This is a genomic window from Lentzea sp. NPDC003310 (assembly GCF_040610935.1).
In the GTDB taxonomy this organism is placed as follows: domain Bacteria; phylum Actinomycetota; class Actinomycetes; order Mycobacteriales; family Pseudonocardiaceae; genus Lentzea.
Window position 1 is genome coordinate 288,696 of the sequence record NZ_JBEXNC010000010.1, and the last position, 18,361, is coordinate 307,056.

The following is an 18,361-nucleotide window of genomic DNA, read 5'->3' on the forward strand; positions in this document are numbered from 1 at the left end:
CCACGTCACGGTCTTCGCACGTAGGCGACGCCGAAGTCCGAGTCGGCCGGCAGTCCCGCCTGGTCGAAGCAGCGCACGGTCAGCGTGACGGTGCGGGCGGTGCCGTACGAGTTCAGCCCGACCGGTGTGCACGTGCGCGCCGAGCCGAGGGTCGTCACCTGCACGACGTCCGCGGGCCAGACGACCGGGTGCCCGAGCGTCGGGTACTTCACCTCGTATCGCCCGGCCGAGACGCGCACGATTTCGGGCACCTCGCCGAACGAGCGGACGACCTGCCCCGCCCCGGTGGCCGTGAAGTACGCGGCGGGCGCGGACGGGTCCTGGTGCAGGCCGGTGCCCTGCACGTGGCTCAGCCGCCAGCGGGTGTCGCGGTCGCAGATCACCTGGAAGCGCACCTGGCCGCCCGTCGCGACGCCGCCGTCGTGGCCGCAGCGCGCCGACCCGTCGCCGAGCGGGGTCACCTTCGCGAAACCCGCCTCCGGGGCCGGAACCGTCACGTCGTACGTGCCGACGCCGGTCCTCGTCGCCTGGTCCGACGTCACCGAACCCGACTTCGGCACGCCGAGGAACAGGTGGAACGACACGTCCTTCGGCGCCCTCAGGTTGCCGTAGCAGTTCACGCCGACCAGCCCGTCGATCCCGTCGACCCGGTGGTCGCGCACGACGCAGTGGTCCGCGAGCGTCGAGTACGCGGTGACGTGCGGAACCGCCTGCTGCGACCCGAGTCCCGGCATGCGCACCAGGTACTCGCCGATGTCCTCCCGGATCACGGTGACCTTGCGCGACCACCACGAGTCGTTGTCGCCGAGCCGGCCCGCCCACGTCGACCACTGCCAGTACGGGTGCATCTGCGTCGGCACACCGATCGGCGTGGACGGCCACTGCACCTGCACGTACCCCCACTGGTCGCCGGGACCGTGCACGCCAGGGTCCTTGGGCCGCAACGGTCCGACCTGCTCTCCGGCCGCGAGCGGAGGCCGCAGCACCGCCACGCCGAACGGCAGGTCGGCGATCGCACCCGCGTCGTCCACGCACTGCACGGTCACCCACACGTCGTTGATCGGCGCGGGGTACGACGACCAGTTCATCGCGTGGCAGTACCCGGTCTCGGTGGCACCGGCCTGCACCGTGCCGCCCTGCAGCCCGACGCCCTTCACCAGCACGAGGTACTGGCCGGGACCCCAGCGCTGCAACGTCATCGCGCCGCCCGTGCTGTTGTACGAGCGGGCCGGGTCGACGCGCAGGTCCGTCGAGGTGCCCGCGGTCTGGGCGTACGCGCCGATCCCACCGGCCAGCGGTCCGTTCTCCGTGTACGTCAGCGCGAACCGGCTCTCGCCCGTGCAGCGGACGGTGATCGCCGCGCCGGTCGCGGTGGGCCGGACGCCACCGGGCTGGCAGCGGACGGCGTCCGGCGAGTACGGGGTGACCTGCGCGTACCCGTTGCCGCGCAACGACCCTGCTACGTCGACCTCGTAACGGCCGGGGCCGAGGACGCGGACCGGGTCGCCGGGGCGGACGGTGGACCGGCCGTCCGGTTCGGCCAGCAGGACCGTGAAGCGCAGGTCGCGGGCGGCCGCACGTTCGTGGCACGCCACCAGCACGACCTGGTCCGCGCCCTCGGACCTGTTGTCCCGCACGACACAGCCGACCGGGTTGGCCAGTTGGTAGTACGTGACCGTGACGTGCGCGAGCGCCGTCGGCGAGGCCGCGCCGGGCATCCGCACCCGGTAGACGCCGGTGTCCTCGCGCACCACGGTCGTGGAACTCGTGGTGCCCCACTGCCACGCACCCAGGACGGCGGTCTCCTGGCCGAGCGGCGCGGTGGTCTGGTCGATCCGCGCGAACGCCCACTTCGCGGGTGGCGGCGGAGGTGGAGGTGGAGGAGGTGGCGGCGGGTTCGTCGTGGCGGTCGTGGACGTCGTGGTGGGGCTGGAAGAAGTCGAGGTGGCCGTGGACGTCGGCGCCTTGGTCACCGCGGTGGTCACGGCGACGAGCGGCGCGCCCCTCGGGACCGTCGTGGTGGGCACGGCCGTCCCGCTGACCGCGGTCGTCGTGGTGGTCACCGCGGGTTGGTCGGTCGTGGAAACCGGTGCACTGGAGGTGGTTCCGGTCGGCCCCGGCAGGGCGATCTCGTCGGGGCGGGTGCTGTCGGCCGCCGTGAGGAGCGCGATCACGGCGGCCGCCGCCAGTCCGACGCCGCCGGCCACCACCCGTGCCACGACGGGGTTCTCCTGCACCACGCGCACGACGGCGTCCACGCCGGGAATGGTGGCCACGCGGGTCGTGATGGAGCCCAGCACGCTCGTCCGTCCCACGGCGAAATCGCCGCCACGGCTGAAGAACGCGATGAGCGTGCGCTTGTTCTCGTCGTCCTCGGCCAATCCGACGAGCCCAGGTCCGAGCGCCCAACGGCTGTAGTCCCGTGCTTCCTTCAGGTGCGCCTCGCACGCCGCGCACCCCGTCGCGTGCTTGATCACCCCGGCAGACAGCTTGGCGTCGAACGGGCCGGTGACCAGCGCGTCCAGTGCGGCGCACTGCCTTCGGCCGACGCGGGTCAGCACGTACGAGGCGATGGCCTCGTACGTCGCCTGCCGAGCGCGTTGCAACTGGCGGTCTGCCTGGCTCTTCGGGACGTCCAACGCGATGGCGAGCTCACCGCCGACCACCAAGTGGTCGTTCTGCAACGTCAGCCGCACGTGCGTCGTCATCACATGCCGCAGCGCGGGTTTCAGGCCTTCCAACGCCACGTCGAGCACCCTCAGCAGCTCGGCGCGGCTCATCAGCTCGGCGATGTCGACGTCGTCGGCCGGGCTGTCCGGCACCTCACGAGCGTCTCGGCGGACGTCCTCGGAGTACCGGTCCTTCAACAGGTTCCACGCGATGCCGACCAGCCACGCGTCGAGCACCTGCGGCTGCTGGCCGTTGCGGATCCCCTCCAGCGCGCGGACCACGACCTCGCTGACGAGGTCATCCACGTCCTGGGGGTTCGGCGCCCGCTTGCGGAAGTACGGGCGCAACTTGTTCTGGCAGCGGGCGAACAGTTCGTGCCGGGCGGCGCCTTCGCCTGCCCGGAGCCGGGTGACTAAGTCTTCGTCGGCCATCAACGACACCATCTCTTCCTGCGGCGGCGGCATTACGCGCCCCGGGCCGGGCGGCCCGGGGCGCAGAGCTCTGATCAGGCCGGATAAATCGCGAAATCATCCATTTGGACCCATGAGTCCGTGCCGGGAGCCCAGTAGCCGAGGAAGACCGTCACCGCGCCGCTCGCGCCGGTGCTGAAGTCGATGGTGTGTTCCTGGTAGCCGTTCACGACGCCGTACGGCCGTTCGACCAGGCCGGCGGACGCACCGCGCACGCCGAGGTAGCCCGCGCCGAAGACCGCCGAGGTGCGGAGGAAGACGCGCATCCGGTACGAGGCGTACGGGCGAAGCGGAACGTACTGCGTGACCGCGTTCCAGTTGCGGGAACCGGTGCGGATGAAGGCGTTGTTGCCGCCGGAGTTGGCATAGCCGAGGCGGATGTCGACGCCCTTGTGGTCGGGGCCTTCCGCGGTCCACGGTGCGGAGACGCCGCGGTTCGGCTGCCGTTCGAAACCGCCGTCCTTCACCAGGTTGCGGTAGACGCGCATGGTGACGGTGAAGCCGCCGGTGTTGTCGGACAGGTTCTCGTCGTTGATGCCGAGGTCGATGGTGTCGGCGCCGGTGGAGTAGTAGCTCGCCGGGTCGAGGCAGCCGGTGTTCGCGGCGAGGAACTTCGTGTTGTTGCTGCGGAACTTCCCGTAGAGCGAGTAGGCACGGCCGCCCTGGTGCGGCCAGTTGCCGCCCCAGGTGATCGTGGAGTTGCCGGCCGGGCCGTGGCTGCCGGACCAGCCGCCGGTGTTGATCGTGCCGGTGGCGCTGACGTGGATGACGTCACCGGGTTCGAGGGCGAACGGCGCGGGCGTCAGGTACGTCGTGCCGTGCACCCACTTGGTGGCGGTGTAGGTCGGCGCCTGCCCGGCCCCGCACCGCGACCACGGCGTCATGGGGGCGGGAGCGGCACTGGCGGCGGGTGCGCTCAGCACACCCGCCGCCAGGCCGATCATGGTCAGGGCCAGGAGAAACAGCTTCCTCATCGTGCACTTCCCTCCGAAGGCGTTGGGCCTTGCGCGAGGTACGTGCGCGGTGCGGGGCGGATCTCCCCGAAACTCCCGGAAAAACTTCGAAGATCTTTTAGGCGTCGACCTTCTCGCGTTCCTCGGTCACCGCGGCGGGCGGCTTCGGCAGGAACTTCTTGATCAGCGGGAAGAACAGGATCACCAGGATGACGACGTAGACGATGATCGCCATCGGGCTGTTGACCAGGCCGGTCAGCGAGCCGTCCGAGAGCTGCAGCGAGCGGCGCATCTGCTGTTCCGCGGCCGGGCCGAGGATCACGCCGATGATCGCGGGCAGCACCGGCAGGCCGTAGCGCCGCATCGCGAAGCCCAGCAGGCCGATCACGAACATCAGCAGCAGGTCGAAGATGTCCGCGTTGACCGCGTAGGCACCGACCGAGGCGAAGAACAGGATGCCCGCGTAGAGGTACGGCCGCGGGATGCGCAGCAGCTTCGCCCACAGCGGCGCCAGCGGCAGGTTCAGCACCAGCAGCAGCGTCAGGCCGATGAACAGCGACGCGATCAACGCCCACACCAGGCCGGACTCGCGCTGGAACAGCAGCGGGCCGGGCTGGATGCCGTACTGCTGGAACGCCGCGAGCATGACCGCCGCGACCGCCGTGGTCGGCAGGCCGAGCGTCAGCATCGTGACCAGGGTGCCCGCCGCGGAGGCGGACGCCGTGGACTCCGGACCCGCCACGCCCTCGATGGCGCCCTTGCCGAACTCGTCCTTGTGCTTGGAGAGCCGCTTCTCCGTCACGTACGACAGGAAGGTCGGGATCTCCGCGCCGCCGGCCGGGATCGCGCCGAACGGGAAGCCGATCGCCGGACCGCGCAGCCACGGCTTCCAGGTGCGCTTCAGGTCCGCGCGAGACAGCCACGGACGTCCGACGGGGATCGGCTCGAACGGCTTGCGGCGCAGGTGGGCCGCGACCCACAGGGCCTCGCCGACCGCGAACAGGGCGACCGCGACCACGACGATGTCGATGCCGTCGGCCAGGTGCAGCGAGCCGAACGTGAGGCGCTGCTGGCCGGTCATCTCGTCGAGGCCGACCAGGCCGAGCGTGAGACCGATGAGCAACGACGCGAAGCCGCGGATGCGGGAGGCGCCGAGCACCGAGGTGACCGCGATGAACGCCAGCACCATCACGGCGAACAGGTCGGGCGCGCCGATGTCGACGGCGTGCTTGGCCACGAACGGCGCCAGCAGGACGATCAGGATCGTGCCGATGATGCCGCCGGTGAAGTGGCCGATGGCAGCGGCGGCAAGCGCTTGCGCACCCCGGCCCTTGCGGGCCATGGGATTGCCCTCGAACGCGGCCACGACCGCGGCGCTCTCACCCGGTGTGTTCAGCAGGATCGACGTGGTCGAGCCGCCGAACATGCCGCCGTAGTAGATGCCCGCGAACATGATGAACGCGCCGGTCGGCTCCATGCCGTAGGTGACGGGCAGCAGCAGCGCCACCGCCATGGCCGGGCCGATGCCCGGCAGGACACCGATCGCGGTGCCGAGCAGCACGCCGATCGCGGCGAGCAGCAGGTGTGTCGGCGTCAGCGCCGTGGCGAAGCCGTCGAGCAGTTGTTCCACCTAGAACACCTCCATCAACGGGCCACCGGGCAGGGGGACGCCGAGCAGGTTGTTGAACACCAGGAAGGTGAAGATCGACATACCGGCCGCGAGCAACGGGTCGCGCACCAGGTTGCGGCTGCCGAGCGCGTAGGCCGCGCCCCAGAACAGGATCGCGCCGGAGATCGGGAACCCGACCACGCCGATCAGCACGGCGTTCGCGAGGAACGCCCCGCACAGCAGCAGGACCGTGCGCCAGTCGGCGGGTGCCGACAGGTCGACGTCCTCGCCGCCCTCCGCCTCACCGCGGCCACCACGCAGCACGTCGCGGGCCAGCAGCGCGGCGACGACCAGCAACGCGACGCCGACCACGATCGGCACGGCCTTCGGGCCGACGGGACCGCGCTGGGCGAAGTCCGTGGGAATGCGCAGCGCGTCGGTGAGCACCAGCACGGCGAGCACGACCAGCAGGGCGCAGATGCCCAGTTCGGAGTGGTCGCGGAGCCAGCTCCGGCGTTCCTCCGGCTTCGAAGTCACGGTCGTCATGCCAGCCCCAAGTCCTTGAGCACCGTTGCCACCCGCTTGTTCTCGTTCTCCAGGAAGGTCCTGAACTCGTCTCCCGGCGCGAAGGCGTCCGTCCAGCCGTTGCGCTGCAGGGCCTCGGCCCACTGCGGCGTGCGCTGCAGGTTCTGGAACACCTCGACGAGCTTCGCCTTGTCCGTCGGCGAGATGCCGGGAGGAGCGACGATGCCGCGCCAGTTGGTGAACTCGACGTCCACACCGGACTGCTTGAGCGTCGGCGCGTCGATGCCGTCGATGCGGTCCTTGCTCGTCACCGCGAGCACCCGCAACGTGCCGGCCTGGATCTGGTCGCGGTACTCGCCGACGCCCGAGACGCCGAACGCGACCTTGCCGCCCAGCACGGACGCCAGCAGCTCACCGCCACCGTCGAACGGGATGTAGTTCACCGACTTCGGCTCCAGGCCCACGGCCTTGGCGATCAGCATCGGCGCCAGGTGGTCCGGGCCGCCGGGAGCCGAACCGCCGCCGACCGTCACGGTGCCGGGGTTCGCCTTCCAGGCGTCGACGAGCTGCTGCATCGACGTGTACGGCGAGTCCTTCGCGACCACGACGATGTCCGGTTCCTCGATCAGCTTCGCGATCGGGGTGGTGTCGAGCAGCGAGTTCGGCGACTTGTTCGTGTACACCGCGCCGACGACGCCCAGCCCCATCGACATGATCAGCTTGCCGTTGCCGCGCTCGCCGACCGTGCGGCCGAGCCCGACCGTGCCGCCCGCGCCGGGGAGGTTGAACACCTCGGCGTTGCGCAGCAGGTCGGCGTCCTCCATGGCCTTCGCCGCCGTGCGCGCGGTGATGTCGTACCCGCCGCCGGGCGCGTTCGGGACCAGCACCCGCAACGCCCGCACCTGGTTCGTCTCGCCGCTGTCCGCACCCGGCGTCAGCAGCGGTGGCACGAGCAGGACGGCGAGCAACGCCGCCGCCACCGCCACCCACACCTTCACCGACACTGTGATCCCCGCCTCTCGTCCGCGTGGTTGGACATGTTGCACTCGTGTAAACCTGGATGTCGCTCTTGCGCTTTTAAGGTTTCTTTCGGTCTTTCTGGTCACGGGAGGTCACATGCGTCGCCGCCGATCCCTGGCCAGTCAGCTCCTCGCCTGGCAACTGGTAGTCGTCACGTTGCTGCTGTGCGCGGTGGGCGCGCTGACAGTCGTCCAGACGGGCAGCAACTTTCGCTCCAACGAGGAACGCCGGATGCTCTCGGTCGCCGAGACGGTCGCCGCGAACACGCTGGTCCAGGAGGAGATGGGCAACTGGCGGCTGCTGTCCGCGCCCGCCGAGACCGCGCGCAGCCTGTCCGGTGCCTCCTACGTGCTGATCCTCAACGAGAAGCGGCTCGTGATCGCGTCGCCGGACCCGGCGCAGATCGGGACCACTTTGGACACCCGCGAGACCGCCCTGGGGGGCCGGTCCTGGACGGGCACGATCGGTGACTCGATCGAGGCGCACGTGCCGGTGTTCGACCCGACGAGCCGCCAGGTCAACGGCATGGTGATCGCGGGCGCGGAGGACCCCGGCATCTTCGCCGGCGCGCTGGAGCAGCCCGTCGACGTGCTGCGCTACCTGGCGATCGCGCTGATCATCGGCGTCACCGGGTCGTTGCTGCTGGCGAGACGGGTGAAGAACCAGACGCTCGGGCTGGAGCCGCACGAGATCACCGCGCTGGTCGAGAACCGCGAGGCGTTGCTGCACGGCATCCGCGAGGGCGTGGTCGGCCTCGACGGGCAGAACCGGATCACGCTGGTCAACGACCACGCGAGCGACCTGCTGGCGCTGCCGGAGGACGCCGTCGGGCGGTCGGTCGAGGAGCTGGAGCTCAACGAACGGCTGCGGGACGTGCTGACCGGCCGTTCCACCGGCGTCGACCAGCTCGTGCTGCGGCAGGGTGTCGTGCTGACGTTGAACCGCATGCCGATCGACGGCGGCGAGGGCGCGGTCGTGACGATGCGCGACCGCACGGAACTCCTTGCCCTGCAACACGAACTCGACGCCTCGCAGCACGCGACGGACACGTTGCGGGCGCAGGCGCACGAGTTCGCGAACCGGCTGCACACCATCGCCGGCCTGATCTCGTTGAAGGAGTACGACGAGGTCACCCACTACATTCACCAGATCAGCTCGGCGCAGGACCAGTGGCGGACCGAGGTCGGCTCGTCGATCGGCGATCCCGCCGTGGCCGCGCTGCTGATCGCCAAGGCGTCGCTCGCCGCCGAACGCGGCACGGCGCTGCGGCTGGGTCCGGACAGCGTGCTGGGCAGGGTCGACGAGGCGTTGTCCGCGGATCTGGTGATGGTGCTGGGAAATCTCGTCGACAACGCGTTGGACGCGCTGAGCTCGCCCAGCGCCGGCGGTTCGGGGAAGTGGATCGAGGTGGGTGTGGTGCAGTTGGACGACGAGGTCCAGGTCGTGGTGCGCGACTCCGGTCCCGGGGTGGCACCGGAACTCGTGGAAGAGGTGTTCCGCCACGGGTTCACGACCAAGGCGGCTTCGCACGGCGAACGCGGCATCGGGCTCGCGCTGATCCGCCGGGCGTGCCTGCGACGCGGCGGTTCGGTGACCGTGTCCGGCTCGGTCTTCACGGCAAGGCTGCCCTGGTGATCCGGGTGCTGGTCGTCGACGACGACTTCATGGTGGCCAAGGTGCACAGCGGGTACGTCGCGCGCACCGAGGGGTTCGAGGTCGTCGGGGTCGCGCACACCGGCGGTGACGCGTTGAAGCTGGTCGCGTCGTTGAAGCCCGACCTGGTGCTGCTCGACGTCTACCTGCCGGACGTCACCGGCCTGGAGGTGCTGAAGTCGTTGCGCGCCAACGAGGACGTGGACGTCATCGTGATCACGGCCGCGACGGACGTCGACACCGTGCGCAGTGCGATGCGCGGGGGCGTGCTGCACTACCTGATCAAGCCGTTCGACTACTCGGCACTGCGGGACCAGTTGGCGCACTTCGCGTCGTTGCGGGAGAAGCTGCACGGTCTGGCGTCGGCCGGGCAGGCGGACGTGGACCAGGTGTTCGGCGCGCGGCCGACCTCGAAACCGTTGCTGCCCAAGGGGTTGACGCCGGAGACCGCGCGGCTCGTGGAGAACGCGCTGCGGGCGCACCCGGACGGGCTGTCGGCCTCGGAGTGCGCGTCGTCGACCGGGGTGGCGCGGGTGAGCGCGCGGCGGTACCTGGAGCACTTCGTGTCGACGGGACGGGCCGAGGTCCGGTTGCGGTACGGCGGAACCGGGCGGCCCGAACGGATCTACGGACTAGTCCCAGGAGCCTGAACGACCGCGCTTGGTCTCCGCGCGGCGCTTCTTGCCCGCGATGCGGCGTTCCTTCGAGCCCCTGGTGGGCTTCGTCGGCCTGCGCACCGGCGGTGGCGGAGCGGCGGCCGCGCGCAGGACCGCGGCGAGGCGTTCGCGGGCGGCGGCGCGGTTCTGCAGCTGCGCGCGGTGCTCCGACGCGGCGATCGTGAGGACGCCGTCGACGAGCCGGCCGGCCAGCCGATCGAGCATCCTGGCCTTCAGGTGGTCGGGGACCGACGGCGAGGCAGCCAGGTCGAACGAGAGCTCCACACGGCTGTCCGCCGTGTTCACCCCCTGCCCGCCCGGCCCACCTGACCTGGAAAAACGTTCGCGCAGCTCGGACGCCGGCAGCACCAGCGTCCGAGTCACGGTCACGTCGTTCATGCCTCCAGGTTAGAAGGTCAGGCCCGGAAGTGTCGCGATCTTTATCAGCTCCTCGGCGTCGAGCACCGGCATGTCGCGCTGCCGAGCGCCGCCGAGGTTGGGCTCGCCCCAGATGCCGTTGCTGAAGCTGCCGAGGTTGTCGGTGTGGACCGTGACGGTCGTGCCGTCCGGACGCACGGCCTGGACACCGAGGGTCCGCGCGCCCTCACCGGGGAACGTGAACTGGCTGATGCGCAGTTTGACGCCGTTGCGCTCCTCCACCCGGCACACCGGTTCCTCGCACATGAAGTCGAGGTCCGCGGGCTTGCTGGGGGCGAGCTTGATCGCGAAGCCACCCACACCGCTCGAGTCCCGCAGCCTCGCCACGGCGCGCCGGAAGCCGTCCGGGGTGTTGGTGTTCTCGCGGGTGAAGAACACGAACGCCTTGGCGTCGATCTCGGGGACGTCCTCGGCCGTCACGCCCGGCGGCAAGCGGTAGCCGTTCCTCAGCACCGCCGTGAGCTGGGCGTTGCGGTCGGCGACGCCGCCGGAGTTCGAGTCCTCGGACGTCGCCGGGGACGAGGTCTCGTGCGGCCTGGCGAAGTACCCGCCCGTGCCCACGCCGGCCAGCAGCACGAACACCAGCGCTCCCGCGATGGCGCTGCGGCGGCGGACGAGCTTGGTCCGGCCCTTGCGGATCACCTCGGAGGTGTAGATCCGCGACACCGGCTCGTTCTCCAGCAGGTCGCGCAACGCCGCGAGGCCCTTGGCGGCCTGGCTCTTCACCGTGCCCTCCGTCCTGCCGAGGATGCGGGCGGTCTCGGTGATGCTCAGGTCCTCCCAGTACCGCAGCACGACGACGGCGCGTTGCCCGGCCGGCAACGCGTCGAGCGCGCGGCGCAGGTCGAGGTCCGTCGTCGCGTCCGTGACGGCGGACTCGGGCACGGCGTCCACGATGCGTTCGCGCTGGAAGAACCCGCGCCGGGTCTCGTCGATGGCGGTGCGCACCAGCACCTTGCGGGCGTAGGCGTCGACGCTGTCCTTGCGGACGCGCGACCAGGCCACGTACATCTTGATCAGCGCCTGCTGGACGATGTCCTCGGCGCGGTGCCAGTCGCCGCACAGCAGGTATGCCGTGCGGCGCATGACGAGAGCGCGTGCGTCGACGAACTCCCCGAACTCGCGGTCCCGGTCCAAGTGCCCCTCCTCGGTCGCCGCTTAGTACGCGGCGACCGAGTCAGGAGGTTGCCTCAGAAACGCGGGTGATCGCCAACGAGCGCGGCACCGCTCTCGTCGGACTTCGTGATCTCGCCGAGCACCCACGCCGGCACGTGGCGGGCGGTGAGCACGGCCAGCGCGCGGTCGACGTCCTCGGGCGCCACGACGGCGACCATGCCGACGCCCATGTTGAACGCCTTCTCCATCTCCTCGCGCTCCACGCGGCCGCGCTGGGCGATGAGCTGGAACACCGGCGCGGGCGTCCAGGTGCCGCGGTCGAGCGTCGCGTGCAGGCCCTCGGGCAGCACGCGGGCGAGGTTCGCGGCCAGACCGCCACCGGTGACGTGGGAGAACCCGCGCACCTCGGTCTCGGCGATCAGCGCCAGGCAGTCCTTGGCGTAGATCTTGGTCGGCTCCAGCATCTCCTCGCCGAGGGTGCGGCCGAACTCCTCGACGTGGCCCTCGAGCGGCATCCGCGCGATCTCCAGCAGCACGTGCCGGGCGAGCGAGTAGCCGTTCGAGTGCAGGCCGGACGAACCCATGGCGATCACGACGTCGCCGTCGCGGACGCGGTCGGGACCGAGCAGCTTCGACTGCTCGACCACGCCGACGCCCGTGCCGGAGATGTCGTAGTCGTCGTCGCCCATCAGGCCGGGGTGCTCCGCGGTCTCGCCGCCGAGCAGCGCGCAACCGGCCTGGACGCAGCCCTCGGCGATGCCCTTGACCAGTGACGCGATCCGGTCCGGGACGACCTTGCCGACCGCGATGTAGTCCTGCACGAACAGCGGCTCGGCACCGCAGACGACCAGGTCGTCCACGATCATGGCGACCAGGTCGATGCCGACGGTGTCGTGCTTGTCGAGCGCCTGGGCGATCGCGATCTTGGTGCCGACGCCGTCCGTGGAGGACGCCAGGATCGGCTCCTTCCAGCGGTCGAGCTTGAGCTGGAACAGGCCGGCGAAGCCACCGATGCCGCCGAGCACCTCGGGCCGGTGCGCCTTGGCCGCCCACGGCTTGAGCTTCTCCACCGCCTCGTCACCTGCGGCGATACTGACTCCGGCGGCGGCGTAGGTGGCCTTGGCGCTGTCGGTCACGTCAACTTCTTCCACTTGGATCTGGGTGCCTAGGGGCGACGCAGGGCGTCTTCGGCACCATAGCCGTTCGGCAGGACGGGAGCCGCCGAGCCCGAGACTCCCTTGAGGCCCTCGAGCAGGTGCTTGCCGATGAGCGCGTCCTGCGGCAGTTCGATCGGGTACTCGCCGTCGAAGCACGCCGAGCAGAGCCGCGTCTTGGGCTGTTCGGTGGCCGCGACGAGCTGCTCCAGCGACACGTACCCGAGCGAGTCCGCGCCGACCGAGCGGCGGATGCCGTCGTCGTCCAGGCCGTTGGCGATGAGCTCGGCCCGCGAGGCGAAGTCGATGCCGTAGAAGCACGGCCACTTGACGGGCGGCGACGCGATCCGGACGTGGACCTCGAGCGCACCGGCCTCGCGCAGCATGCGCACGAGCGCGCGCTGGGTGTTGCCGCGCACGATCGAGTCGTCCACGACGACCAGGCGCTTGCCGCGGATGACGTCGCGCAGCGGGTTCAGCTTGAGCCGGATGCCGAGCTGGCGGATGGTCTGCGACGGCTGGATGAACGTCCGGCCGACGTAGGCGTTCTTGACCAGGCCCGACCCGTACGGGATGCCGCTGGCCTGCGCGTACCCGATGGCCGCGGGCGTGCCGGACTCCGGCACGGGGATGACCAGGTCTGCCTCGACCGGGTGCTCCTTGGCGAGCCGGCGGCCGATCTCGACGCGCGTGGCGTGCACACCGCGCCCGGAGATCGTCGTGTCGGGACGCGCCAGGTAGACGTACTCGAAGATGCAGCCCTTGGGCTCGGGCGTCGCGAACCGGGTGGACCGCAGCCCGTCCTCGTCGATCGCGATGAGCTCGCCGGGCTCGACCTCGCGCACGAAGCTCGCGCCGACGATGTCGAGGGCGGCGGTCTCGCTCGCCACGACCCAGCCGCGTTCCAACCGGCCGAGCACCAGCGGGCGGACGCCGTGCGGGTCGCGCGCCGCGTACAGCGTCGACTCGTCGGAGAACGTGAGGCAGTACGCGCCCCGGACCGTGGGCAGCAGCTCCAGCGCGGCCTGCTCGATGCCCTTGTCCGCCGCCGCGTGGGCGAGCAGCGCGGTGAGGATGTCCGAGTCCGTCGTGGCGCCGTTGCGGCTGCTGATGCCGAGGGACTTCGCCTTCTCCAGCAGCTCGGCCGTGTTCACGAGGTTGCCGTTGTGGCCGAGGCTCAGCCCGCTGCCGGCCGCCGTGGTGCGGAACGTCGGCTGCGCGTTCTCCCAGGTCGTGGACCCGGTGGTGGAGTAGCGGCAGTGCCCGACGGCCACGTGGCCCTTGAGCGACTGCAGCACCTGCTCGTCGAAGACCTGGCTGACGAGCCCGAGGTCCTTGAAGACGACGACCTGCGACCCGTCGCCGACGGAGATGCCCGCCGCCTCCTGGCCGCGGTGCTGCAGGGCGTAGAGGCCGTAGTAGGTCAGCTTGGAGACGTCTTCACCCGGAGCCCAGACGCCGAAGACGCCACACTCCTCACGGGGTTCCTGTTCGGACTGGGAATGGTCGTCGACCACCGAATTGGCTCCCTCACGATGGGGCTGGCTGCGCCTCCGAGTGTAAGTGGAGCTACCGGGGAACTACCCCCTCCAGACCCCTGGTGAGGTGATGAAACTCATGCCTTCGGCCCACTTCAGGACTTCTTGCAGCCGCTGATCTTCGTCTCACCCGACTCGTGCCGTGCGAGGCAGACCACACCGTCCTCGACGCCGACCGCGCCGACGATCTCGTGTTCCAGGACCGACAAGCCCTTCAGGTGATCGGGTTCGGCGTCCTGCGGCGGGGAGCCGACGGGGTCGAGCTTGACGCGCTTCTCGGTGGCGCCGTCGGGGAGCTGGTGGTCGTAGAACTCGGCGACCTTGAAGGCGGTCTCGCCCTGCCAGTCGGAGGAGCAACCGGTCAGGGCGAGGCAGCCGAGTAACGCCGCGATGGTCTTCCGCATCAAGCCTTTTTACAGTTCTTCAGGTGCGTCACGACGTTCGAGTTCCCGAACGCGTTGCCCTTCTCCTGGTCGACCGAGCAGAGGACCTCGTCACCGATCTGGGCGCCTTTGATCGCCGCGGTCGACTCGAAGTGCCACTTCAACTGTTCGGCTTCCAGCGCATCCTCGGGCGGGTCGCCCACCAGCTCGAGCCTGAAGTACTCGGTCGGGGTGTCGTTGTCCACCGAAACGATCTTGTACCGTAGCTCCTGCTGCCAGGACGCGGCACAGCCGGTCAGCACCAGGCACGCGGCCACGAGCACCCCGCCGATCTCGAGCCTCATGCTTTCTTGCAGCCCAGGAGACTGGTCGAGACGTTCGAGTCCTCGAACGCGCTCCCCTTCTTCTGCCTGACCTGGCAGAGCACCTCGTCGCCGACCTGGGCGCCTTCGGCCCGATCCGTCGACACGAGCTTGCGCTTGAGCTGGTCAGGTTCCAACGCCCCCTTCGGCGCTTCACCCACCAACTCCAGGTTGAAGTACTCCGTCACGGACTTGTTCTCCTGCGAGACGACCTTGTACCGGACCTCTGCGTCCTCCCAGTTCGCCGCACACCCGGCGAGCAGCAGGCAGCCGAGCACCACCATCGCGAGCTTGCGCATCAGTGCCCCCGTCCCACGCGAAGAACGTCCAGCACGCGCTGGTCTCCTGCCATCTCCTTGAGCTTCATCCTGTCCCAGAGCCAGAAGTAGACGAGTTCGGCCGCCCCGGTCACCAGTGCGTCGCCCTCTTCCCCTGGGGCGGCGGCACGGACGTCGGGCACCTCGCCCGCCGCGAGGGAGATCAGCCAGGACTCCGGCACATCGGTCGACCGGACCACGGCGGTGCCCGTCACGTCATGCGGGGAGTCGCCGTCGAGCTTCGCCGCGACGATCGTGGTCAGCACCTCGTCGATGCCGTCGACGCAGAGGTCCGCGTCCGTGGCACCGACCTGACGGACGACGGTCTGCGCGTCGTACCGCCGCAGCACCGTCTCGTGGGCGATCCGGCGGTGCCACACCCACGCCAGGTCGGGCGCGGACGGCGAGAAGGTCCACACCGGCCGGTTGCCCGGCACCGCGGTCAGGATCTCGCTCGCCGCGACGACCTGCAGGTCGAGGTACTCGAGCGGCGCGAGTCCGGCGGGCGGGGGCGTCGGCTTGATCGGGTTGCGGCTGCCGGTGCGCAGGTACTCGGTGGAGGTCTCCAGGAAGCGCCCGACGTGGATGACCAGGTCCTGAACGGTCCAGCCGGGGCGCGTCGGCACGTCGGCCGCCGGGTCCGCGTCTGCCACTGCCTTGCGGAACAACTCGGCCTGCTCGATGAACACAGCGGTCCACCGCTCGGCCGTCCACCCTGTCTGCACCATGAGCGACATCGTGCCCGAAACCGTTCACGGGGGAGCAGGGAACCGGAGATGATGCATTCGCGTCGCAGTGATCGAGGACCTACAGGGGGTGGCGATGTTCGGCGTTGAGCCCGACCTGCTGCGCACCGCGTCCAAGGAGTTCGGCAACGGCTCCAACGCGGTGCGCGAGGCAGCGGAGATGATCTCGATGCTCAGGCTCGACGCGGGAGCGCTCGGCGAGGTGGACGCCGCCGCCGAGTTCGCGACGGCGTTGTCCGGGTTCGTCGGCACGCACGCCCAGGACCTCCAGCGCGGCTCCGCCTGGATCAATGACGCGGCGGAGGGGCTCGTGTCGAACGCCGACTCCTACCAGCGCATGGAAGACGATCACACGGCGGCGCTGCGGAAGCTGATGATGGGCCTGGGGGGCGGGCAGTGAGCTACACGGATCCCGAAAGCCTGTACGGCCGGCTCGCCTCCGGCGACGTCGGGCGGATCGCTGCCGCGGCAGACCCGATCACCGGTGCGATCAGCGCGGTCGGCCGGGCCGGGGAGTCGGTCGCGAACGGCGGCAGAACGGCTGTGAGCGACTGGACCGGCGAGGCTGCCTCCAAGTTCACCGCGCGAGCGCAGCTGTCCGCGACCGCCGCCAAGGCCGCTGTCGAACGGCTCGGCGCGGGCGTCGACATCGTCCAGGCCGCGTCGCGCGCCTACGGCCAGATGCGCGGTGCCGCGGACCAGGCGATCAGCGTGTGGCGCGGGCGTCCGCCCGGCTTGGACGAACAGCAGACCCGGCAGCTCGCAAACCAGGTCAACGACTCTTTGAACAAGGTGAAGTCGGGCTACGACAACGTCCTGCGCTCGTACGCGAGTGCGCTCACCAGGATTCCACCGGGTTTCGAGGAGTCCGCGCGCGCGGACTCCGGCTGGGCCCGAGCGGCTCAGCGCGCCGGAGCGGGGGGTGCCCTTCCACCGGTGCCGCCTCCCGGAAGCGACCCGCGAGCGGTCGCCGCGTGGTGGAACTCCCTCAGCGCCGACCAGAAGAAGGCTCTGCAGGAGACCAGGTTCCAGGAGCTCGGCCAGCTCCGCGGGCTGCCGGCCGACGTGCTGGATGGCGCGAACCGCAAGCGCATCGACGCTGACGTCGACCGGTTCACGGCCCAGGAAGAGGCCTTGAAGGCGCAGCTCGACGCCCGAGCCAGGGAACTGGGGGTCACCCCCGGCACACCGGAGGCGGAACGCGCTCTGCGCAACGACCCCCAGGGCTCCCAGCTCATGGCCCAGCACGACGAAGCAGCCCGTCGTGCCGAGAACTCGAGGAACGCCGAGGCACGGCTGGGAGAGGCCGACCAGCAGGCCGGTGACATCGGCAAGGACGCGTACCTCCTGCACTGGAGCCCGGACGGTCCCGGGAACAAAGAAGGCACGATGGCGATCGCGTTCGGAAACCCGGACACCGCCAAACACCTCGCGGTCGCCGTGCCCGGCACGACCTCCGATCTCACGGGCTTCAGCCAGGCACAGGCCGCGAACCTCAGCGAGGCCATGGGGCCGGACGGCGCCGCGATCCAGTGGCTCGGGTACGACGCGCCCGCCGCCGCGCTCGGCCAGGTCAACGACCCGGCGCAGGCCATCGAGGGCGGCCGGATCCTGGCCGCCGACGTCGAGGGTTACCGCGTCGCGAACCCCAACGCGCACGTCACGGTGATCGGGCACAGCTACGGCAGCACGGTCGTCGGCTACTCCGCGATGGACAACGGGCTGAAGGCGGACGACATCGCGTTCGTCGGCTCGCCTGGTGTCGGCGCGTCCAACGTGAACCAGCTCGGTCCGGGCGCGGGGCACGTGTACGTCGGCGGCACCGAGCACGACCCCGTCATCCAGGGCACGAGCGGCGACTGGTTCACCAAGGACGGGTCGTCGACCGGGCCGTACGACTCCTCGTTCGGCGCGACGCAGTTCGGCACGTCCGGCGAAGACTGGATCGGGCACGCCCACTCGGCCTACTACGACAAGGGCTCGGAGTCGCTGGAGAACCTGGCGAAGATCGCGACCGGCAACGGCGGCGACGTCTCCCAGCAGCGCTGGCAGGACTCGCCGGTTCCCGTCGAGGTGCCCGGTTCGGACCTGCCCGGGGTCGGGCCCGTCATCGACTGGGGCGTCAACACCGGCAAGGAGGTCGTCGACATGGGCGAGGACATCTGGCGCGGTGGTGGGCAGGTCGTCGACGACATCTCGAACGGGCGCTGGGGCGATGCGGCCGGGCACGCGCTGGACACCGTGGGCGAGGTGGCGAGCGATGCCGGTGACGTCGTGGTCGACACCGTGGGCAACGTGGTGGAGCTCGGGCGCGACGCCGTCGAGGGTGTCGGCGGCGCGATCAAGACGATCGGCTCGTGGTTCTGACGGCGTTAGAACTTCACGACCGGTAGCAGCGGGGAGAGGTCGGCTCGGGTCCCGGAGGCGGTGACCCGGGCCTCGTCGAGCGCGTCGGTCCAGTCGAGCGCGCCGGTGGCCAGTTCGAGCCACGTGCGGGCGTCGGTCTCCACGACGTTCGGGGGCGTACCGCGGGTGTGGCGCGGCCCCTCGACGCACTGCACCGCCGCGAACGGGGGAACGCGCACCTCGACGCTGCGGCCGGGCGCGATCTGTTCGAGGGTGCGCAGGCTCAGCCGGACGGCGGCGGCGAGCGCGGGACGTTCTGGCTGGTCAGCCTCGCCGCGCAGCCACGGGAGCACGGCCTGCACGGCGGCGCGCATCTCGGCGGGATCGACGGCTCTGGCTGGCACG

General features: G+C 70.3%; 18 protein-coding genes. 4 read left to right on the forward strand and 14 right to left on the reverse strand.

Features of this window, described 5'->3' with window-relative positions; translation table 11 throughout:
- Nucleotides 1-5 precede the first annotated feature (5 nt).
- From ABZX02_RS22625 to ABZX02_RS22645, 5 genes are all read right to left on the reverse strand, one after another.
- Nucleotides 6-3,101 carry an RNA polymerase sigma factor gene (locus tag ABZX02_RS22625; protein ID WP_355300531.1) on the reverse strand — a complete coding sequence of 1,032 codons (3,096 nt, stop codon included), beginning with the start codon at nt 3,099-3,101 and terminating at the stop codon, nt 6-8.
- Nucleotides 3,102-3,175: 74 nt separating this feature from the next.
- Nucleotides 3,176-4,114, reverse strand: coding sequence for a hypothetical protein (locus ABZX02_RS22630; RefSeq protein ID WP_355300532.1), 939 nt, complete (start codon nt 4,112-4,114; stop codon nt 3,176-3,178).
- Between the two features lie 97 nt (nt 4,115-4,211).
- Nucleotides 4,212-5,723, reverse strand: a complete 1,512-nt coding sequence (locus ABZX02_RS22635; protein ID WP_355300533.1) for a tripartite tricarboxylate transporter permease — start codon at nt 5,721-5,723, stop codon at nt 4,212-4,214.
- Nucleotides 5,724-6,248 carry a tripartite tricarboxylate transporter TctB family protein gene (locus ABZX02_RS22640; protein WP_355300534.1) on the reverse strand — a complete coding sequence of 175 codons (525 nt, stop codon included), beginning with the start codon at nt 6,246-6,248 and terminating at the stop codon, nt 5,724-5,726.
- Nucleotides 6,245-7,213: a tripartite tricarboxylate transporter substrate-binding protein gene (locus tag ABZX02_RS22645; RefSeq protein ID WP_355300620.1), complete on the reverse strand. Its 969-nt coding sequence runs from the start codon at nt 7,211-7,213 to the stop codon at nt 6,245-6,247. Before ABZX02_RS22645 ends, ABZX02_RS22640 begins: the two co-directional genes overlap by 4 nt.
- A gap of 130 nt (nt 7,214-7,343) precedes the next feature.
- Between ABZX02_RS22645 and ABZX02_RS22650 the strand changes: the two genes are divergently transcribed.
- Together ABZX02_RS22650 and ABZX02_RS22655 are read left to right on the forward strand one after the other, a co-directional pair.
- A complete protein-coding gene (locus ABZX02_RS22650; RefSeq protein WP_355300535.1) occupies nt 7,344-8,882 on the forward strand; it encodes a sensor histidine kinase in 1,539 nt (512 codons plus the stop codon).
- Nucleotides 8,879-9,550, forward strand: a complete 672-nt coding sequence (locus ABZX02_RS22655) for a response regulator (protein WP_355300536.1) — start codon at nt 8,879-8,881, stop codon at nt 9,548-9,550. The genes ABZX02_RS22650 and ABZX02_RS22655 overlap by 4 nt, the downstream gene beginning before the upstream one ends.
- On the opposite strand, the gene arfB is transcribed toward ABZX02_RS22655, so the two are convergent.
- The 8 genes from arfB to ABZX02_RS22695 all read right to left on the reverse strand — a co-directional run bounded on the left by arfB (nt 9,533) and on the right by ABZX02_RS22695 (nt 15,592).
- Nucleotides 9,533-9,955, reverse strand: coding sequence for an alternative ribosome rescue aminoacyl-tRNA hydrolase ArfB (gene arfB, locus ABZX02_RS22660; RefSeq protein WP_355300537.1), 423 nt, complete (start codon nt 9,953-9,955; stop codon nt 9,533-9,535). The genes ABZX02_RS22655 and arfB overlap by 18 nt on opposite strands.
- A 9-nt stretch (nt 9,956-9,964) precedes the next feature.
- Nucleotides 9,965-11,131 carry a SigE family RNA polymerase sigma factor gene (locus tag ABZX02_RS22665; RefSeq protein ID WP_355300538.1) on the reverse strand — a complete coding sequence of 389 codons (1,167 nt, stop codon included), beginning with the start codon at nt 11,129-11,131 and terminating at the stop codon, nt 9,965-9,967.
- Between the two features lie 53 nt (nt 11,132-11,184).
- Nucleotides 11,185-12,246 carry a phosphoribosylformylglycinamidine cyclo-ligase gene (purM, locus tag ABZX02_RS22670; RefSeq protein ID WP_355300539.1) on the reverse strand — a complete coding sequence of 354 codons (1,062 nt, stop codon included), beginning with the start codon at nt 12,244-12,246 and terminating at the stop codon, nt 11,185-11,187.
- 29 nt (nt 12,247-12,275) lie between these two features.
- Complete coding sequence (purF, locus tag ABZX02_RS22675; RefSeq protein WP_355300540.1) at nt 12,276-13,781, reverse strand: amidophosphoribosyltransferase; 1,506 nt, start codon at nt 13,779-13,781, stop codon at nt 12,276-12,278.
- 116 nt (nt 13,782-13,897) lie between these two features.
- Nucleotides 13,898-14,206 carry a hypothetical protein gene (locus ABZX02_RS22680; protein WP_355300541.1) on the reverse strand — a complete coding sequence of 103 codons (309 nt, stop codon included), beginning with the start codon at nt 14,204-14,206 and terminating at the stop codon, nt 13,898-13,900.
- On the reverse strand, nt 14,206-14,529 hold the full coding sequence (locus tag ABZX02_RS22685; protein ID WP_355300542.1) for a hypothetical protein: 324 nt from the start codon (nt 14,527-14,529) through the stop codon (nt 14,206-14,208). Before ABZX02_RS22685 ends, ABZX02_RS22680 begins: the two co-directional genes overlap by 1 nt.
- Nucleotides 14,526-14,846, reverse strand: coding sequence for a hypothetical protein (locus ABZX02_RS22690; protein WP_355300543.1), 321 nt, complete (start codon nt 14,844-14,846; stop codon nt 14,526-14,528). Before ABZX02_RS22690 ends, ABZX02_RS22685 begins: the two co-directional genes overlap by 4 nt.
- Complete coding sequence (locus ABZX02_RS22695; RefSeq protein ID WP_355300544.1) at nt 14,846-15,592, reverse strand: maleylpyruvate isomerase N-terminal domain-containing protein; 747 nt, start codon at nt 15,590-15,592, stop codon at nt 14,846-14,848. The genes ABZX02_RS22690 and ABZX02_RS22695 overlap by 1 nt, the downstream gene beginning before the upstream one ends.
- A gap of 94 nt (nt 15,593-15,686) precedes the next feature.
- Between ABZX02_RS22695 and ABZX02_RS22700 the strand changes: the two genes are divergently transcribed.
- A complete protein-coding gene (locus ABZX02_RS22700) occupies nt 15,687-16,010 on the forward strand; it encodes a hypothetical protein (protein WP_355300545.1) in 324 nt (107 codons plus the stop codon).
- A complete protein-coding gene (locus ABZX02_RS22705; RefSeq protein ID WP_355300546.1) occupies nt 16,007-17,977 on the forward strand; it encodes an alpha/beta hydrolase in 1,971 nt (656 codons plus the stop codon). The genes ABZX02_RS22700 and ABZX02_RS22705 overlap by 4 nt, the downstream gene beginning before the upstream one ends.
- A 5-nt stretch (nt 17,978-17,982) precedes the next feature.
- Here ABZX02_RS22705 and ABZX02_RS22710 read toward each other — a convergent pair whose 3' ends face one another.
- Nucleotides 17,983-18,360, reverse strand: coding sequence for a sterol carrier family protein (locus ABZX02_RS22710; RefSeq protein ID WP_355300547.1), 378 nt, complete (start codon nt 18,358-18,360; stop codon nt 17,983-17,985).
- Nucleotide 18,361: the final 1 nt, after the last annotated feature.

Excerpts from the sequence above, each read along its gene's own strand:
- ABZX02_RS22625 (WP_355300531.1), bottom strand. The coding sequence starts at position 3,101 with ATGGCCGACGAAGACTTAGTCACCCGGCTCCGGGCAGGCGAAGGCGCC.
- ABZX02_RS22685 (WP_355300542.1), bottom strand. The coding sequence starts at position 14,529 with ATGAGGCTCGAGATCGGCGGGGTGCTCGTGGCCGCGTGCCTGGTGCTG.
- ABZX02_RS22690 (WP_355300543.1), bottom strand. The coding sequence starts at position 14,846 with ATGCGCAAGCTCGCGATGGTGGTGCTCGGCTGCCTGCTGCTCGCCGGG.
- ABZX02_RS22700 (WP_355300545.1), top strand. The coding sequence starts at position 15,687 with ATGTTCGGCGTTGAGCCCGACCTGCTGCGCACCGCGTCCAAGGAGTTC.
- arfB (WP_355300537.1), bottom strand. The coding sequence starts at position 9,955 with ATGAACGACGTGACCGTGACTCGGACGCTGGTGCTGCCGGCGTCCGAG.
- ABZX02_RS22630 (WP_355300532.1), bottom strand. The coding sequence starts at position 4,114 with ATGAGGAAGCTGTTTCTCCTGGCCCTGACCATGATCGGCCTGGCGGCG.
- ABZX02_RS22640 (WP_355300534.1), bottom strand. The coding sequence starts at position 6,248 with ATGACGACCGTGACTTCGAAGCCGGAGGAACGCCGGAGCTGGCTCCGC.
- ABZX02_RS22695 (WP_355300544.1), bottom strand. The coding sequence starts at position 15,592 with ATGGTGCAGACAGGGTGGACGGCCGAGCGGTGGACCGCTGTGTTCATC.
- ABZX02_RS22650 (WP_355300535.1), top strand. The coding sequence starts at position 7,344 with ATGCGTCGCCGCCGATCCCTGGCCAGTCAGCTCCTCGCCTGGCAACTG.
- ABZX02_RS22680 (WP_355300541.1), bottom strand. The coding sequence starts at position 14,206 with ATGCGGAAGACCATCGCGGCGTTACTCGGCTGCCTCGCCCTGACCGGT.